Source organism: Paenibacillus massiliensis subsp. panacisoli DSM 21345 (genome assembly GCF_000426545.1).
GTDB lineage: Bacteria > Bacillota > Bacilli > Paenibacillales > Paenibacillaceae > Paenibacillus > Paenibacillus panacisoli.
In genome coordinates this window covers 579,930-596,727 of sequence record NZ_KE384534.1, presented here as the reverse complement: position 1 = coordinate 596,727, position 16,798 = coordinate 579,930, and the positions used below count along the sequence as shown (strand labels likewise).

Annotated in this window: 19 protein-coding genes; all 19 read right to left on the bottom strand. The window is 43.3% G+C overall.

All coding sequences use genetic code 11. From position 1 onward, the window contains the following. Positions 1–68: 68 nt before the first annotated feature. The 19 genes from K331_RS30540 to K331_RS0125130 all read right to left on the bottom strand — a co-directional run bounded on the left by K331_RS30540 (position 69) and on the right by K331_RS0125130 (position 16,744). Positions 69–2,336, bottom strand: coding sequence for an ATP-binding protein (locus tag K331_RS30540; protein ID WP_051290026.1), 2,268 nt, complete (start codon positions 2,334–2,336; stop codon positions 69–71). Between the two features lie 102 nt (positions 2,337–2,438). After that, positions 2,439–2,831: a zinc-finger-containing protein gene (locus K331_RS33185; RefSeq protein WP_036635893.1), complete on the bottom strand. Its 393-nt coding sequence runs from the start codon at positions 2,829–2,831 to the stop codon at positions 2,439–2,441. Then, positions 2,831–3,166 (bottom strand): hypothetical protein, encoded by a 336-nt coding sequence (locus K331_RS0125225; RefSeq protein WP_028592424.1) that lies wholly within the window; start codon positions 3,164–3,166, stop codon positions 2,831–2,833. Before K331_RS0125225 ends, K331_RS33185 begins: the two co-directional genes overlap by 1 nt. A gap of 180 nt (positions 3,167–3,346) precedes the next feature. Further along, a complete protein-coding gene (locus tag K331_RS0125215) occupies positions 3,347–3,832 on the bottom strand; it encodes a JAB domain-containing protein (RefSeq protein ID WP_028592423.1) in 486 nt (161 codons plus the stop codon). Between the two features lie 322 nt (positions 3,833–4,154). After that, the gene (locus K331_RS0125205) at positions 4,155–4,511 is read right to left on the bottom strand and encodes a hypothetical protein (RefSeq protein ID WP_226383685.1); all 357 of its coding nucleotides are present in this window, start codon (positions 4,509–4,511) and stop codon (positions 4,155–4,157) included. A gap of 13 nt (positions 4,512–4,524) precedes the next feature. Next, positions 4,525–5,196 (bottom strand): PD-(D/E)XK nuclease family protein, encoded by a 672-nt coding sequence (locus tag K331_RS0125200; protein ID WP_028592421.1) that lies wholly within the window; start codon positions 5,194–5,196, stop codon positions 4,525–4,527. 2 nt (positions 5,197–5,198) lie between these two features. Then, a complete protein-coding gene (ssb, locus tag K331_RS0125195) occupies positions 5,199–5,675 on the bottom strand; it encodes a single-stranded DNA-binding protein (protein ID WP_036635744.1) in 477 nt (158 codons plus the stop codon). After that, positions 5,672–6,352 carry a hypothetical protein gene (locus K331_RS0125190; RefSeq protein ID WP_028592419.1) on the bottom strand — a complete coding sequence of 227 codons (681 nt, stop codon included), beginning with the start codon at positions 6,350–6,352 and terminating at the stop codon, positions 5,672–5,674. The genes ssb and K331_RS0125190 overlap by 4 nt, the downstream gene beginning before the upstream one ends. A 318-nt stretch (positions 6,353–6,670) precedes the next feature. Beyond that, positions 6,671–7,609, bottom strand: a complete 939-nt coding sequence (locus tag K331_RS31220) for a hypothetical protein (RefSeq protein WP_051290024.1) — start codon at positions 7,607–7,609, stop codon at positions 6,671–6,673. A 104-nt stretch (positions 7,610–7,713) separates the two neighbouring features. Beyond that, positions 7,714–8,061 (bottom strand): hypothetical protein, encoded by a 348-nt coding sequence (locus tag K331_RS0125175; protein WP_028592417.1) that lies wholly within the window; start codon positions 8,059–8,061, stop codon positions 7,714–7,716. Between the two features lie 445 nt (positions 8,062–8,506). Further along, a complete protein-coding gene (locus K331_RS0125170; RefSeq protein WP_028592416.1) occupies positions 8,507–9,208 on the bottom strand; it encodes a hypothetical protein in 702 nt (233 codons plus the stop codon). A 14-nt stretch (positions 9,209–9,222) separates the two neighbouring features. After that, positions 9,223–10,041, bottom strand: a complete 819-nt coding sequence (locus K331_RS0125165) for a S1 RNA-binding domain-containing protein (protein ID WP_226383684.1) — start codon at positions 10,039–10,041, stop codon at positions 9,223–9,225. Positions 10,042–10,107: 66 nt separating this feature from the next. Continuing rightward, positions 10,108–11,613, bottom strand: coding sequence for a type IV secretory system conjugative DNA transfer family protein (locus K331_RS30525; RefSeq protein ID WP_084165568.1), 1,506 nt, complete (start codon positions 11,611–11,613; stop codon positions 10,108–10,110). 9 nt (positions 11,614–11,622) lie between these two features. Beyond that, the gene (locus K331_RS0125155) at positions 11,623–12,060 is read right to left on the bottom strand and encodes a hypothetical protein (RefSeq protein WP_028592414.1); all 438 of its coding nucleotides are present in this window, start codon (positions 12,058–12,060) and stop codon (positions 11,623–11,625) included. A gap of 134 nt (positions 12,061–12,194) precedes the next feature. Beyond that, positions 12,195–13,235 (bottom strand): replication-relaxation family protein, encoded by a 1,041-nt coding sequence (locus K331_RS0125150; RefSeq protein WP_028592413.1) that lies wholly within the window; start codon positions 13,233–13,235, stop codon positions 12,195–12,197. A gap of 253 nt (positions 13,236–13,488) precedes the next feature. After that, a complete protein-coding gene (locus K331_RS0125145) occupies positions 13,489–14,145 on the bottom strand; it encodes a hypothetical protein (RefSeq protein ID WP_028592412.1) in 657 nt (218 codons plus the stop codon). A gap of 116 nt (positions 14,146–14,261) precedes the next feature. Further along, on the bottom strand, positions 14,262–15,518 hold the full coding sequence (locus K331_RS30520) for an FtsZ/tubulin family protein (protein WP_051290023.1): 1,257 nt from the start codon (positions 15,516–15,518) through the stop codon (positions 14,262–14,264). 17 nt (positions 15,519–15,535) lie between these two features. Further along, positions 15,536–15,871 (bottom strand): hypothetical protein, encoded by a 336-nt coding sequence (locus K331_RS0125135; RefSeq protein WP_028592411.1) that lies wholly within the window; start codon positions 15,869–15,871, stop codon positions 15,536–15,538. 324 nt (positions 15,872–16,195) lie between these two features. Then, positions 16,196–16,744 (bottom strand): sugar O-acetyltransferase, encoded by a 549-nt coding sequence (locus K331_RS0125130; protein ID WP_028592410.1) that lies wholly within the window; start codon positions 16,742–16,744, stop codon positions 16,196–16,198. Between the last annotated feature and the right edge of the window lie 54 nt (positions 16,745–16,798).

The window sequence follows — 16,798 nt, the reverse complement described above, 5'->3', positions numbered from 1 at the left end:
CAATTAGACAAAGCCCCAGCCGGATTAGACTGGAGCTTTGTACAATGAGATTGTTTAATTTGAATACCCTAACAAATTTTCTTTACAATATCCTCTGCTCGATTTTGTACAGGAGCTGTCCAGTGCCGATCTTGACGCACTGACAATGCTTCTTCCACTTCATTACGCAGCTCACCGTACTCACCAACCAATTCAGACAGTTCACCTAACGCTGTCTCGAACTGATGTTCAAAGCCTGCTTCTGCAAGTAGCTTTTGAGCCAAGCGTTGCCGAAGAATTTCCGTAGCCTCATCCTGAAGCTTGCTCTGAAGAACAGCATCATTCGGAACGATCTTTTTATGACCATGTTCCTCCATCTTACTTTCAAGCCACTGAATAAATTCAGGAGTAGTCATGGCATTCAGCTCAACACGATTTTCCTGTAGCCAGTCTTCCCACTCATAATTAACATAGCTTGCTGTAGGTCGATGACGGTTACTCCGCTTGAAACTCTCAACCTGGAGCCCCATGTCTACTGCCTCCTCTGGATCAAGCCCCAAATTAATAACTTTAAATTTGCGACCTGGGCGCGAGATGGTGGAATGCTGCAATGTCTCGTAGATCATGGTTCCGGCTGCATCCGCATCATGAACACAGAAAAACGTGATCTCCTCATCTGTTTCCCCGAGTAAATCAAAAACGTCTTTCACTGCGCGATTAGCAAACCCCTTTGAAGTAATCAAAGCACAATCATATCTCTCAGGAAATTTCACATCTTTTAATGAAGCGAAGTAACCTTCTTTTTCAATGAATATGATTTTGTTGAATGTCCATTCTGGCCTAGCATAGTTTTGTACAGCAATCGTACCCAGTGGAATTTCATCTCCTCGATGTGGATGATACAAAATTCCCCGCGGGTCCCGGTACATGCCATGAATTTCACCGTAGTCATTTTCATACTCAGAGATTAATCGGCAAAAATAGTTGTACTCAGGCTCTTTATCCAATGCTTCCATTACGTAAGGTCTAATTCCGTAGTAGAGCTGACGTAAGCTAAATATGTGGGTGCCGTTACCACTCGTTTTCTGAATGGCTGCGGGAAGATTGGTTAAAATAAGCTCTTTCTCATTTCTAGCCCCTTTGTTTTTTGACTGTACTCGATGCTTGTACTGGTCTTTATTAGCAGCAAGCATAACCTTTTCGATCACACCGCTCATAGGCCGAAAATCAGGTGCCTTACCATCTGAAGTGATGGGCATGTATGGAGTAATTAGGTTAAATCGGTAAATCCCAGGTCTTGATTTCTTCATCTCAATGTATAATCCACCGCTCCAGATCGTCACTTGCTTTTTGTTATAGTGAATTCTCACGTCCGTGGCAGCAACCGTATTGTTTACATAATTCCATAAGTAAGAACGGCTGTCCTCATCATCGTCATCATGATAGGAGACCCATGCTTCTGCAACAAATGGTATTTCTGCACTGTGCCTGCCTCGGGAAGATTGAACTGTAAATGTCCCTGTCTGCTTTTTATAGGAACCTCCGTGTGCATAATCACCAGCTTGGCCCAAAGAGTTAGCTTTCACATGGGAATCACCACTTCTCAAAATATCAAGAAGCTGCTCCGTTTGTTCAAATGAGAGTTCGTTTGACAAGGAAACAGGCGATCTACCAAATGCACTTTCAATCAGGCCAATCGTATTCTTATCTGTCTTATGGAAGTAAGCAGCCAGAGAAAGCAAGTCAATTTGAGCTGCATTGCATACTTCATAAAACGACTCTGAAGTGTACCAGAATGGCGATGTTTTTCCCTTAAAAGGCTTGCTGTCATGTGCAAGCGCCATACGAATAGCTGCGTTTCCCCATGTTAGGTCCTGCTTTGTAATTTCTAACGCCCCTAAACTTACCTCGATTCTCGAACCCGTGCCTTGCCAGTCAGCAATAGGCTGCTTTCTGGTTGTACCATCCTCATTGAAGGTTAAAGCATATGTTTTTCCATGTGTAGATACGGATAAGGTCCCTCCTGTAGAAATCACGGCACCTGTCACAACTCGAAGGCCATTCCCTAACGCTCCACGGCTTGGCAATCTTAAGAGCTTACTAGATACCATAGGACGATTTATAGAGAAGTACGTTTCAAGGAAATCGGGATTAATTCCATCTCCAGAGTCACTAACAACAAAACTATTTTTACTGGATTGAGAAAGTTCGCAGCTTCCTGAAATGTCCAACGCATTGTCCACAAGTTCTTTCACGACAAGTCGCGGAATATAATCTCGATGGACTCCTGCCTTCTGGCATAAGGTCTCCAAGTTTCTAAACATCTTCCAATCTTCGCGTGTAAAAGTAATACTCATCTCTTTTTCTCCTCTCAAAAATAAGACAGCAACTACCACAAATTTAGGTAGCTGCTGTTTAAGTGTTAAATGGATATTTTAATGTGTCACTGCTAATCCGTTCTAAATCACTTCATACCAATCAGACTGACGAAGAATATCTAAAGCTTTATGCAGCCTCTCTCCATCAAACCATCCGAAATGACATTCGTGAATTGGTATTCCAAGTTTACTTGCTAAACACGCATATGCATCTTCACGTTTTAGATGTTTATTCAACTTCCAAACCGGGTCGAACAAAACGTGACACTTCTTTTTAAGTTCTCGCAGTTCCTTATTGGCAAGTCGTCCGAGCGGTATATTTGACCTGTTGTGAACACCTACGTAGGCATCACAAGAAGTACATTTATAACACCGACCATTACCGTATACCCGCCCATAAATTGCTGCGTTGCTGGTATAGATCACCTCACTATTGCAATAAGGGCATCTCGTTGGTATGGGGTATTTATCCATCATGTCTTTCCACCCTTCAAATACTCATTTGGCAGCAAGACCGTTATAACTAGCCTGTCATCCTCATAATCATCCACAATGACATATACCGAATCCTTCAGGCCAGTATAATCAGTAATGAGCAGTTTTTCTATAACCACATCACCATTTGATACTTCAACATTTATCCCGTGAGGTGTGAGCAATGTGAAATTATCATCGCCGTTCACTACCCAACGTTTAATCGCCAACATGTACATTCGTATCAAAACTGTCGGCTCAAGCTTTAAACTCTCTACACCTTTCGTAAGAACGGGGGTTACAGGACGTTTAGCTACTATATTAAAAATCTCCATGTATTCACCTACCCGAAAATAATAAAGAGGAGCAAGTGCTTCTCTATTTCACATGTTTAATTTGACGCAGCGTTATGGTTTTCAAAACCTCTGATGATGCACTAAGCATAACCTCGGCAACCCAGCGCTCCTTAGTAGTTCTGCTTAGAAGTGACCGTAGGAATCTTTCCTTGGCAGACATCACATCATCCCCTGCTGCTTCAAGGATATCCAGCCGTCACGACCAACTACTACATGATCGAGCACTTTAATTCCCATTATCTCCCCTGACTCCACAAGCCGTGTTGTAACACCTATATCTTCTTGACTGGGGGCTGGGTCTCCGCTTGGATGGTTATGAACGCACAGAATCGATGCTGCGTTGGCTTCGATAGCAGTTCTAAAAACTTCTCTTGGATGCACTACAGCGGCATTCAATCCTCCAATTGATACGGTTTTACGAGAAATGACACGGTTCTTAGTATTTAAAAGGAAAACAATAAATAATTCCTGTTTAGCTTCAAGTATATCGCTGCAAAGAATGTACACATCTTCTGGCTTACGAATGTAGTTGTAACTTGGTTCAGACATCACTCTTTCAAGCAGATGAATAAGATGTTGAGCAAGCTTTCTTCTTTGCACAGGCAAAGCTTGTACATCAACTTCTTTAATAAGAAACGGCTTCATAATTTTCTCCCTTCCGTCAATCCCGCCACCAACGGCGGCATCATAGGATTGACACCGCCGTTTAATGCCGGGCGAAAGGCTATATTTTTATAATGATTCTGGCTTTGTGAGAATCAAATCTCTTGTTCCCTATCATCTCGTAGAGAGACAATAGGATACTCGACCCGAACAACTGCCAGCCAGGATAGCCTAATTTGAAATATTTAATCATTTCCTGTTTAAAAACTGTTTTGTCGGTACTATATAACCGCCAGATCCGCTCACTCATCATACTTTTCAGTAATGTATCTCAACAATATCCTCCATGATTAACACCTATGAATCAGGCTTTGCGAGAACCAAACCTCTTCGATTCTTTCAATGTGCCGTATTGAGCCAAAGAATCATCGTCCCATCCCAGTTTCTTGAGCGAAGCTGCTGGCAAAGTAAGGAACTCCCAAGCATTCTTACCTTCTGCAGTGATTGCAACAGCCAGCTCTTTCAAACTGTCTGCTCCGAATCCCCAAGAAATAGTGCCATAGTTGTTCCAAACTTGATCTCCTGCTTGAAGCGGTCCTTTTTCATCAACATAGGCTTTCAAATTCACTTTCATTTGCTTTAAGGCTGCCTCAGCTCTTTCAATCTCCAATGCAAGCTGAATAGCCTGATCCTCAGTCAGTTGGTGAAGTGTAGTTGTCATATTTAACATCCTCTCAATTTTTAATGCACTCCAGCACGAATGGACAATGCCTACAGTGACTTCCCGGTGTAGGGAAAAATAAAGAAGAAGCCATTTCCGGGAATGATTCCTGGCATGACTTCTTCATTTCTATCTCTTCAGCTAATCGAAGCGCCCATTCTCTAGCTTCATTCGTTTCAGAGTGAGTATATACAAACGACTCTGCCTTCCTGAAGCGTAGAAAAAACAGTGTGCCCTTGATACGCTGGAGTTCTCTCATTTCCATGATGGCCCAAGCATATAAAGCAAGCTGCCTTGTGTCATTCGCTTGGTACGGTTTCCAGTTTGATTTCCAATCCCAAAATTGGACCTCTTGAAGCAGATCAACGTAACCTTGAATCTGAATTCCAGATCCCAGCGGAAGCACAAAATGAACTTCCGTTTGTCCGCTGACTTGAGGTGCACGTTGTGTCAACGAGCTAATCTCTTCATGAGTCACTTCTGGATGAAAATCCGATTCAATAATTGCTGATGTAATGGCATCTTCAACCGCAGCTCCCTGTATTTTTAACTCAATAGCCTTGTGAACCGCTTTACCGAGTGCCAGGGGTTTTGTAACCGGCTCTGATTTCCCCAGAATGTATTTCTGGTAAAAACGATAGGAGCAAGTTTCATACAGGGAGAGTCGAGAGTAGGAATACAACATTTTCAGAATGGCAAGTCATCATCATTGATATCCCAACCACTGTCTTGACCACTGGTTCCTTGATTGGAATTAGACTGGCGATTGTTAACCTGACCATTTCGGTTTGTACTGTTGCCAGAAGCCTGTCCTCCAGAAGATCGCTGTCCTGACTCACTTTGATTAGAAGTCAAAAACTGAACATTCTGCCCGATGACCTCTGTAACATAGACACGACGCCCTTCATTGTTCTCATAATTCCGAACCTGAATCCTACCTGTGACAGCGACTTGATGTCCTTTTTTCACATAGTTGGCCACATTTTCAGCAATGGCTTTCCATACGACGATTGGAATAAAGTCTGCTTCCTTCTCCCCAGCTTGGTTCGGATACGGACGGTCCACAGCCAAATTAAATTGAGCCACTGCCACGCCCGAAGGAGTGTAGCGCAGTTCTGGGTCCTTCGTAAGTCTTCCGATCAATACCACTTGGTTCAAGCTCATGCTTTTTCCTCCATATTCACGCCTGCCTCTACAGGTTCAGGACTTACAGATTTTAAACGATGAACAAATCTCTCGATATCCTCTGCCCACTGGGGACGAGTTGCACAAGAATAGACTTGGAGTGCATGTTCCAGGAGTGAAGACTCTATCTCACGCTCTCTTTGCCGGATTCGTTCAATGTATTTTTGATAATTAAAACTCTGAATTCCAATGATCAGCCAAGAGTAAGCTTCCTGCTGCTCTCGTTCCAAGAACTCATTCCATTGCTGCCAGAGTAGATCAAGAGAACGTTTGTAGTAAGCAAAATCACGTTCCCTCATCTTGGACCAATTCGGCTCTTTGCCACCCGTAGATTGTCTCAAGCATCTACGTTGACTCTGGCTGAGCCGTTCAGCAGGATGAATGACCTTTCTTTTTCGATATCGCTGCCGAACCTGATCTTCAGTGACATCTTCTAAAAGCGAAATAAAGCGAAAAACACCTCCGCTCTCTTTGCAATACCAGCATTTAAACACCTGATCTTTGCTGTTTAGAGAGAGGTAGTATCTTCGCTTTTTTCCTGGCTTCGAGTCCTCATGACAAAATGGACATTTGCACGTCACTTCTTCTCTTGATCTAGAATACGGATTAATAGACAACCCATGCTTCTCTGCAATACTTACAATGTCAGGAAGCATGGTCTATCATAGCCCGTATCCTATCCTTCGAGTTGGGTGGAAGCTGTATTTGCTCCCAATCCGGGGAAAGAACAATTTTCCGGGTTACGGTGTGAATCTTCTTTTTAGGCTCCCACCATTGCCAGCGCTCATAGGCTTCCACAGCCATCTGGACATGTTTACATTGCTTGTGTCCATAATGGCATGCAGGGCAGTCATGGGTAATGATAATGTCATTGAAGTGAGGTTCGGCTTTAACGAGATAAACGCCATTTTGTCTACTGGAAGGGAACGCGCAAATCAATGCGTTCCCGTCTGTAAACGTAGCAGTCAATTTACTCATGCAGCTTCACCCACAATCGCAACAGATTCCACAATATTGAATCCATTTAACAATTCAAAATTGATTTTGAATTGTGAGTTGTTTGAGAGCGCATTAGTTTGCTCAATTGTCTCGGGAGTGTTTGCAATCATAATACACTGTTCCCCAGTAGACATATTGGCTACTAGTAGCTTGGCAAATACTACTCCCCCTGGTGAGGTTCCTGTGGCATAGTCTAGTAATTTGTAAGTATCGCTGGCTGTTCCAACTTTAGGAGTCTGCTCCGTTTGTTGTGAAGCAGTCGATGGCTTATTGACTGATTTCCCTGCCTTATTTGACTTTGAAGGTTGAGTTGGTGACTTCGGTTTTTCCTGAAGCGGTTTGCTTTCAGTATCCTCCCTAATCTCAGCAGGCAAAGTTTCAGCACCCTCAATACTACTGATTTCACTCTCATCCAACATGCCCAGGCCGACAATGGATAATGTTACACGACGCTTCGCCTTTGTTTCGCATGCCATACGAGCATTGCTTCTTTCTCTGAAGCCCAATGGAACTATTTTTCCTGTAGAAACGTAACGTTGTTCCTGCTTATTCCAGACCGTTTCTTCTTTTAGTAAAGGCACTGAACCTATCGAAGTATCAGTTCTGCCATCGGGCATCGTCGCCCTAGCCATCATCCATAACTCTTCGGAGGTTTCGTTAACGGAGACAATATCGACTGTTATTTTGTAATTTCGTCTGAGTTGATCCGTGCATTCTTTTTTAGCATAAAGAAACATTTTCTTTTCTTTTCCATTTTTGAGTTCAAGATAATCAAATGGGCGAGTCAGTGGGTTGAGTCCAAGATCCTCACACACCTTGGTATAATAAACATACCTCTCTTGAGGGGTCAACACTGACAAATCTCCATGTACAATGACTTTTTCTAAGATAGCCAAATCCATGTTATTCTCCATAATTTTTCTCCCTCTACGTTCACTTTTGAACGCTCTATGCATTTGTACCTGCATAGAAGGTAAAATGAAAACGCCTATCCAGTTCTTACGGATACGCGTTTTAGTCAGGGGTTATTGGATTGATTCTGATTCGAATTTTCGACTTTATTGGAGTATTTGGTGACCAATCCATCTAAGGAGTACCAAATCAGAAACACTTCTTTTTTCAACAATCCATTGGCACCAGCATAAGCATCATCCAACAATGATAAGGTTTCTTCCAGAACGGGAAGGATACGTTCAAAAGACTCAGTACCTTCTAATGAAGCAAGCGTCTTTTGTGCTGTATCATTCCGAGAAGCTATCCAACGTTCTTTCATTTCACTCCACTCCTTCTGCTTTTCCTCATCAAGAAGGGAAACTTGACACCCGTTTTCCTGCTTAACAAACAACCTCTTCAGCCAATTTTTCATAGTTCATCACCTCTCAGTTTTTTAGAAACGCAAAAAAGCCGATTTCTACATGGAATCTCTATGCAAAAATCGGCTTATAAACAACACATTCAAAATCGCACGCGCATACAACTGCTTTTCACAGAGCCTCTCGGTACTCTTTATTCCTTACCTCCAGCAAATGAGAGTTTCGGAATCTTGGTGGCTTTCGCCTTTTAGCCTATTTTTTTGCCTCTCTTCATTTCCATCTTCATTTGGAACGAAGGTATAGGTTGAGGTAGTGCACTTGCTTGTCCTTTCGGTACAAGGTCCCTGCTTTATATAACTTTGTGAAGATCAAAGTCCAAGCGTCGGGTGAAACCCTTGTCTCCTGCATAAAGGGAGTTTAGGGATAGAAAAAAATTACACTTTTATTCTAGCACACGTTCTTTTTCTATACAAGCGTCTGTTCTCATTTTCTTTCAGCTTAGGATCGCTGCCAAATTCCAGCTTGCTGACGTAGAAACCTGTAATCCTCACGCAAGTCCTGATCTAGTAGTAGGTGAGCTGAGGACAGTACATCATTAAATGGGTTAACGTCTTCCAGCTTTTCCGCAAGAATAATCATAGGCTGCCTGCGTAGTCGAAGCTCCCTTTCCAACTCGACTCTATCCATTTGACCACGCAATACAAGAACATACCTCAGATGCTCTCCCATCTGTACTTTTCCAGTGAATGGCGGTGCTGTCGGAAGAATTTGAAAGCCCTTTTGTTTATCATGCAGCGCACAACAAAACTGAAAAAAGACAAGTTTAGATAATACCGATGCAATGCTCCAGTTCCTCCAGCTATTTACGGACTGATCGACCTTGAAAAGCTGTATACTTCGAGGACCTAACGTAAAAATCGGAATGCTGTTCTTGTTCTTCTTTAGCTCATGTTGAACCAGCTTGTGTTCAGCTAGCATCCGTCGTACCTGATGACGTTTCCAATGAAATAGCCGGCTCATCTGTACACTTCCGATACATCCGATATGCCCAATCGCTTGGAGCCCTACCTCTTCCATTGGAAGCCTGATTGGAGCATAGCCAGCAGAAATAGGCTCTGGCAAAACAGTCGGAACATACGACCAGTCATGTGTTATGGAAAAAGGAGACCGGGTGACCCGATCCCCTTGGTTGTTTTCCATCCTACTTCCTCCCTTTAACGCTTCCGAGTAATGTGTCCAAACATTTGCTGATTTTTCAAGTCCACATTGATAATTCGAACAAAAACCTTATCCCCTCGTTTCACTTTGTTGAATGGCATATGTCGAACAAGCACATCAACACCACGATCCAGATTTACAAACACTCCATACTCTACGACTCCAGATACGGTCCCAATATATTCACCCTTGTTGCTGTACCGCTTGCTGCAATCGGGCCAAGGACTTTTATCCAACGCCTTTTTGCTAATTTCGATTTTCTTCTGTTCCTTGTCCAGCTTTAACACCTTAACCTTGAAGTGATCGCCAATTTCCGTTACATCCCGCATATCCTCCGTCCAGCCATAGGAGAATTCCTTTACAGGAAGATCTACTTCAATCCCACCAATATCTACTGATAGTGACTTAGCCTGAACAGAACGCACAACAGCGGTAATAACTGCGCCTTGCTCCAGCCACTTCCACGTGGCCGATTCCATATGTTCAATCGCTGCTTGCCGAGAAGCGATAAACGTTTCTCCATCGCGGTCATACGTTACGATTTTGAAAGCGACTGGCTCCCCTAGAAGACGTCGGAATGCATGAGCATCCGTCACGCCAGAAAACTCTTGTGGAATATAACCGCGTACATCCCCAACCTGAACAACTCCGCAAAGCTTATTCAGTTTGACTTCAACCCCAATCATATCAGCTTGCAAAATGAGATTATTTTGCTTAGCACTATAAATTTGTGCCCACCCTTCATCGTAGCTATTCCGCTCCAACTTCTCTTCTTGGTAGCCTTCAATCAATACGTTTTTCAATTCTTTGCTCATGTGTAAACCCTCCATATTTTTGAATGTAGTCAATATAAATAACCTCACTGAATGACAGTGAGGATGTTACTCAAAAGGATCATCTTCATGCTGGATTACCACAGGTACTGACTCTGTGATCTGATTTATTGGCTCATCTGGTACTGTTACTTGTTCCACACTAGAACTTACAAAGATTAGCTCAGAGGAGATTTCCATGTCCTCGGTTGCAGGGACAATGGGCTGGACTACTCCTTCTTGCACTTTACGTTTGAAGACGTGTTTAAACGCCCAAATCCTTCTTCGCGTCTCCCACTCTCGCTTCTCTTTCCAGTCTTGCGGAACAAATACACCTTTCCCGATCTTCGGTGGCAGTGGTGTACCATCGTCCAACAGCTTCGCCACATAATGAAACTTAGGAAGCCCGTCCATCATCTGTGTATAGAAAATACGGTCTTCTTCGACCTCCGTATCTCGGTAGTTCTCGGGCAACAGGTTCGGAACCAGTATCTGCTGCTTAAATGTGCTTTGCCTGCTGATGATTTGTTTCTTACCAAACTCTCTGCTGAATTCAAGAGCATCTTGATATGACAGGCCACCAAAGGAAACTTTGTTACGGCAGCTCGTCATGATGGATTGTTTCATGGCCTTCGCATTGATTTTGCCCGATTCAACTTCAAGCTGCCCGAGTGACTGAATCGCGAAGATCCCGGCGGTCTTGTATTCCGCTGCTATGGAAAGGAACAATTCTACATCCGGGTTAATGTAGCGTGAATACTCATCCACGATCATGAAATGCGGTATGCGCGTGCTTTCTGTTCCTGGTCTGCGAAATGTTCCACTCTGCAAGTGCATCACGACAAACTGCCCGAAAGCATCACCAGCTTTCCGTAATTTGCCCATCGCTGTATTTACGGCTAGGACCCCGCCGTTTGCAAAGTGCTTGTCCATATCAAAATCGGATTGGCCTGTTAGAATCGGCTCCAAATTGCGGTTTGAGGTCAGATTCTCCAGTTGGGCACGTAAACCAATGACAAATTGCTGGTACTTCTCTTTCTGTGCTCCCAGCAACTCGGATTGAAAGAACTGTACCAGATCGGATTCGCCTTCCTTGATTCTCAGTTCCTGCACCTTGTCTTCTAAAATCCGCTGATCTCTCATCACTCGGAGTACATCTCCCAGATTCACATCATCCAAGTAAAGACGTTTCAACAGCTTGGTAATATTCCGTCCGGCTAGCTCCTGCACTGTAGCGAAGAAAGCTTCTTGCTTACCGAACATGGATTTGAGCACCGTAACAGTAGCTTCAGCCACATCGTCCTCATCACCTTTCATGACTGGAAACCGTGCGCTGTTCGTTAATAGCGGATCAACATGCACACAAGGCAACCCCATCTCACCGCACATCTCATTTACCAAGGCTGCCACATCACCTTTAGGCTCCACAACAGACAGTCCAAGCGGAATACCTTTCTTCTTCATCAACAGCAGTTGATATATGATCGGTTTGAGAAGGGTCGCCGTCTTTCCACAGCGAGTTGGTCCAACCACAAGCATATGGGTAAACAGATCACTTCCACCCCAATGAATCATGAAATCACCTCAATCCTTCATGGGAATCTCTTCACCCAAATTCAACTTAATTTCCTGATTGCGTTTAAACAGCCTTTTGAATTTCTCAAAATAATCTTTTGCTGTAGGCCGGACATGAACGAGCTGCTGCTTACTGACGTTCCCTCTGCGATTATGAAGGCTCTGAGCCAATCTATAATTGCTAAACGTAAGGAACGTTGAAAAAAGCATAGTCATGATCAGAGCGCTTTGTACCATTCCATCCGTTGAGAACGGAAAGTCCTTTTGACTAGCTACATACGTTCCTAGCTTTAGACTTAGGCCATTGCCTGTCCATAGCAAGGCGGCAAAGAAATATATGAGCTTGTTATTCCGCTCCAGTATCCACCCATACAAGTAGCTTACGAAGCACAGAGCTGCCGGAATATACATCCAAATGGTTGACAACTCAGGAGTACGCCAATACAAGTAAGCCCACCCATTAAGGGTGAGCACTAACCAAATGAATCGAATCATAACAACTGAATTAGAGATGCGAACGAATGAGCTTTTATCGTAAACATATTTGCTCTCCCCTCTGTAACTTCAAGATTAGTCTCAAGCTATCCGGCATCACCTCCTTCAAAATGGCTTTCAAACGCACTCTTTGGAATACCCACAATATCCACATGTGCTGCACTTAATAACTCTTGTTTGTACCAATCCAGTTCTTCTTCAAAACAAAAAAGAAGGACTCTTCGCCCCTCCCTCTGATAAGCATCCACGTTGTAATTCTTTAAACATCGTTTCAAAATCATGATATCGCCTGTCAGCAATTCAATTACATACGGGCTTGGAAGCCCATCACTTCTTCTCATGCCATAAAGAAATCCGTGCTTGTTACTCTCTTCCTTCACCTTCGTTAGCTGCCCGGACTCAGACAACACAGCTTGTAAATTTAAAAACGCTTTTGTTGATAGGATGCAGTGCCACGTCATACCGACTCCCAGCTTATCAAATGGCAATAAATGAACTGGAACACCGCCTGTTACCAACCCTTGCTTAACACAAAGTGATTCAAAAGCTCGTTTAACCGAATCACTCTTGTAATAAATAAGGTAACCCTGCATCTTCAGTTGCCTCTTGATCTCGTTGATGATCTTAATCATTGTTTGGCTCTTCGCATCTGCCATCAGTATGAAAATCATATAATCCCCTTCACTGCTGCTAAACCCACCGATGGTCAAATTCCCACGGTTGAGATGATACTTCTTCTTGATTTCACGCGAATCCATAAACGACACTTCAGGTATTTGTACAAACAGCTCGTTCGCATCGGTAATATACTGTCTCTGTTGAATAGACAGACCCAAATCCCTTGCACGATAATTCTTGCTGTCCAATAACCCACGCTCTACTAACAAATCCATACCCGCTTCGGTTAAACGTACATAAGCCGCTGTTAACGTTTGACCTGATGTTCTGTTACCATACACTTTTGTGGTTATTAACCCTTCTCTCTTCATAATGTACAATCGTTTATTTGCATACTTCTCACTGGCAAAATGCTTGGTCGCAATTTGCCGCTTCGTCAGCTCTCTTAAGTCATACAGCTCCTGCAATATGTGCAGGTCACGTTCTGTCCACTCTCGTTGTCTTGGCACCCGTAATTCCTCCTTTTCTGCTGGAAATTTACTTCCTATCTTTTCTAGTGACTTGTGAAATTGGATAGGCTATTTGCGGATTAATTGACGCTGGGCTATGGACGGGTGCTCAGAGTCTCCGGCTCAACTGCGTTTCGCAGTAGCCTCTTCCCACCTTTCCGCTCTGTCCCTAAATTCCGTATCGGGTTCAATCCTTTATTCCATCAACGATTCAAAGATATCCCCCCTTCAAAATAACGGGTACAACTCAGGACTAGTGTTTTTCGGGTTCAAACGCACCCGAAAAATCATGCCCTTTTGCATACTTTTCACGCACATCTCCAATCAACTTCAAAGCATTTTGAGAAGGCGTAACAAATACTTGAACATGATTTCTACATGCCAAATCCAAAAATCCAGATTCCATTATTTCAATTTCCTTCCATGAGTCATCTTTAATAAAGCCAGCATATCGGAGAGCATTAATCAAGACGCTACGGTTACGATTATCCAAATCGCGAATTATTGAATTCTGGAAAAAGTGACAAATGTAAATGAACGCGGAATCTATAACAGGTGTTTCATGGTGTATTGTTTCTTCCATTGTCGCCCGAATATAATAATCTCTAACTTGTTTTTTGGAAGAATTCTCTTTCATGTAAAGCGGCAGCATCCCTTGATAAGAAAGTTGGTATACAGGAGTTCCTTCCATGTTGAACTTCTGAAAATGACAAGGGGGGTAGATCACTGGATCAACATTATTTCCTTCTCGATCAGGTAGTAAATGAAATCGTTCTGATAACTCATTGGCCAGTTCATAAGACATCATTACCGATTGGCGGTACAACTCCTCTATCATTTCAATTCTCAAGTGTTGTCTATACAGTTCATTAACTGATGACTTCACATTCTCCTCTGGAAGAATAGACATCTGCTTCACTCCCATTTTCTAAGTATGTTCTATGTGCATCACTTATCTATAAACTCACAAAAATCTCCATTAATACATACCTGCTATTTGCCGCACATTACTTTTAATGAAGCGAATCAGTTAGAGAGGCGGTCTAAAAAATCAAATGGGTCTTTCGAAACCTGAGTATTTGGGGCCGAGGATGGTTTTTCCTCTGAGAGTAGAGCTTCCAAATCCACATCCTCTTTCTTCACATGAGACTTGAATCCAGCCAGTGCTACCGCGATGGTATCCGTCTTCTGACTCCGTTCTTCAACTTTGCGCTCCAGCTCTGCTAGTTCATCCGTGAGCTTGGTTACGCTGTCTGGAAAGTTGAGTCCAGCAAATACCGTGTAGATCGTCACCTGTCCTTGCTGATCTCCGACATAAGTTGCTACGGGATTCTCATCCAGTATCGGTGTACACCCATGTAGAAAAGATTGAATCTGTTCCACAAAGGTATGAGTAAACAGTCGCTTTGCCGTCAAATTGTCAGCTACAATACTAACCGCACTACTGGTTGCATCCTGCAGATCGTACCCCGTTGATAGCTCACCATTCAGCACGCTTTGCTTGATAGCCTCCATATAAGTTACTGGAGAAGTCAGATCAACTTTCAGAGCAGGCAGTATGCATTTACCAATGTGTAAACAGCCACCCGTCTTGAGCATATTCAGCCATTCCGACGCATCAAAGTGATAGCTTCCATATGGCTTATAACTGGCAGTCACGGTGTTCAAATCATGCAGGAGCCGAGCCACTTGACGATTACATGATTTCATGAAATCTTCCACACTCTGACTTTGATTCAGCCCCATTTGGAACAGCTTCTCATTATCTACCACCACAATAGCTCCTAGCCCTTGCATGGCTCTCTTTATCACTTGTAGTCGTTGTAAGGCGTTATCCAGTACCTTCCGGCCTTCGTTACGCCGTGGTAGTGTAAGCAGAAGACCAAAGTGCCCTGCGAAGCCTATAGAGTGCAACAAACGGATGGCTTCAATGACAGCTCCTGTTCCTGTTCCACCACCCAAGCCACAGGAGATAAAGATATAATCTCTATCGCTGAAATAGCTCTGAACCGTCTCCGCTATACTTCCTTTATGGACATTGAAAGCTTCTTGTCCTAATTGGATGTCCCGGCCTACACCTCGCTCATATCCAGGCAAAGTCAATTTCTTAATGTTCGGATAGTCCGGCAACTTGAAGAGATCCATCTCATTGCTGTTAACCAGCAGAGCCGTATAAGGCCGCTGTACACTCCTAGTAGATAATTTCACACCAGCACAGGCGTGCGCGATTGAAGTTCCTCCCATTCCTAATCCCATGAAGCCATATTTTAAACTGATCTTCATTGTCTAACTTCCTCCCCTTATAAATTTCTACGCTCCTGCCTATAATTCAGCAGTTCTTCTCCAAGCGCTGATAAAGTATATCGCTTAGATTTGGCTACCTCCGCTACATTCACTAATGCAGCTCCCTCAAGCATGGCAGCAGCTTCATCCAGCAAATATCTTGATCGGATCGGCAATTGGTCTTGTTCCACTTTAGGATGAACATGCTTATATAGAGCATTGGTCACATCACGCAGCTGCTCCTTCTGCACAGGACGATCCGTCATTCGCAAAGCCGCCAGCATCCACATCATGTTTTCATTCTGGGCAACTGCCGAAAGCAGTGCATTCAAAATTGCTTCTCTACTTAACAAGGAACATTCCCTCCCTTCACTTCTTGTACAAACAAAAAAAGGCCCTTACCCTGTTGGGCAAGAGCCAGTATTAATCTACCTCTATGATTAAAAGAACATAATAAACCAAATTAAATAAACCAAACTAATAGCCCTAACAAACTACAATTAGCTAAAGCATCTCTCGATCAAATTTCTCACGATATTCAACGCTCGAACAAACCATATCATTCTAGATCCAATGATGATGATATGTCAGGTGTGCGGTTAGAATGAAGTATTAGACTAGCTGTTGTCATTCAACTAAAGTTCCTCGTTAGCTTAAAGCCGTGCTGCTTAATAATTTTATCCCTCTTCAATATGTTTAAGTAACTTGGCCGGATTACCGGCGACAATCGTATTTGCGGACACATCTTTTGTCACTATCGAACCCGCCGCTATGATCGAATTGTCGCCAATTGTCACACCGGGCAAAATTGCGCAGTGTCCACCTATCCAAACTCGATTACCAATTGTTATCGACAGACCATAACCGCTTTTGTTCCTATTTTTCGGATCGATGGAGTGACCTGCAGTATAAATCCCGACATTAGGCGCAATCATGCAGTCGTCACCGATTCGGACTTCTGCCATATCAAGTATAGTACAGTTGTAGCCTGCGTAGAAGTTGCGGCCAACATGAATGTTATAACCCAGATCGCAATGAAAGTTATGCTCGATGCTTACTCCTTCGCCAACACTACCGAACAATTCCCGAATCAATTGCCCTTGCTCTTGCCCATCCTCAGGATCGCAATTATTGAAGGCTCTGACAAGTTTTTGAGCACGCAAGCTCTTTTCCCGCAGGTCACTTGTCCCACGTTCATAAAAGACCTTTTCTTTCTTGTTGTCCATGAGAGTCCTCCTTAGTTATGTTTACCTAAGACTATATTATCAGATTTATACATA

What these genes read in the sequence shown, in the direction of transcription:
- K331_RS30540 (WP_051290026.1), bottom strand. Translation starts at nt 2,336, where the DNA reads ATGAGTATTACTTTTACACGCGAAGATTGGAAGATGTTTAGAAACTTG.
- K331_RS33185 (WP_036635893.1), bottom strand. Translation starts at nt 2,831, where the DNA reads ATGGATAAATACCCCATACCAACGAGATGCCCTTATTGCAATAGTGAG.
- K331_RS0125225 (WP_028592424.1), bottom strand. Translation starts at nt 3,166, where the DNA reads ATGGAGATTTTTAATATAGTAGCTAAACGTCCTGTAACCCCCGTTCTT.
- K331_RS0125215 (WP_028592423.1), bottom strand. Translation starts at nt 3,832, where the DNA reads ATGAAGCCGTTTCTTATTAAAGAAGTTGATGTACAAGCTTTGCCTGTG.
- K331_RS0125205 (WP_226383685.1), bottom strand. Translation starts at nt 4,511, where the DNA reads ATGACAACTACACTTCACCAACTGACTGAGGATCAGGCTATTCAGCTT.
- K331_RS0125200 (WP_028592421.1), bottom strand. Translation starts at nt 5,196, where the DNA reads ATGTTGTATTCCTACTCTCGACTCTCCCTGTATGAAACTTGCTCCTAT.
- ssb (WP_036635744.1), bottom strand. Translation starts at nt 5,675, where the DNA reads ATGAGCTTGAACCAAGTGGTATTGATCGGAAGACTTACGAAGGACCCA.
- K331_RS0125190 (WP_028592419.1), bottom strand. Translation starts at nt 6,352, where the DNA reads ATGCTTCCTGACATTGTAAGTATTGCAGAGAAGCATGGGTTGTCTATT.
- K331_RS31220 (WP_051290024.1), bottom strand. Translation starts at nt 7,609, where the DNA reads ATGGAGAATAACATGGATTTGGCTATCTTAGAAAAAGTCATTGTACAT.
- K331_RS0125175 (WP_028592417.1), bottom strand. Translation starts at nt 8,061, where the DNA reads ATGAAAAATTGGCTGAAGAGGTTGTTTGTTAAGCAGGAAAACGGGTGT.
- K331_RS0125170 (WP_028592416.1), bottom strand. Translation starts at nt 9,208, where the DNA reads ATGGAAAACAACCAAGGGGATCGGGTCACCCGGTCTCCTTTTTCCATA.
- K331_RS0125165 (WP_226383684.1), bottom strand. Translation starts at nt 10,041, where the DNA reads ATGAGCAAAGAATTGAAAAACGTATTGATTGAAGGCTACCAAGAAGAG.
- K331_RS30525 (WP_084165568.1), bottom strand. Translation starts at nt 11,613, where the DNA reads ATGATTCATTGGGGTGGAAGTGATCTGTTTACCCATATGCTTGTGGTT.
- K331_RS0125145 (WP_028592412.1), bottom strand. Translation starts at nt 14,145, where the DNA reads ATGTCTATTCTTCCAGAGGAGAATGTGAAGTCATCAGTTAATGAACTG.
- K331_RS30520 (WP_051290023.1), bottom strand. Translation starts at nt 15,518, where the DNA reads ATGAAGATCAGTTTAAAATATGGCTTCATGGGATTAGGAATGGGAGGA.
- K331_RS0125130 (WP_028592410.1), bottom strand. Translation starts at nt 16,744, where the DNA reads ATGGACAACAAGAAAGAAAAGGTCTTTTATGAACGTGGGACAAGTGAC.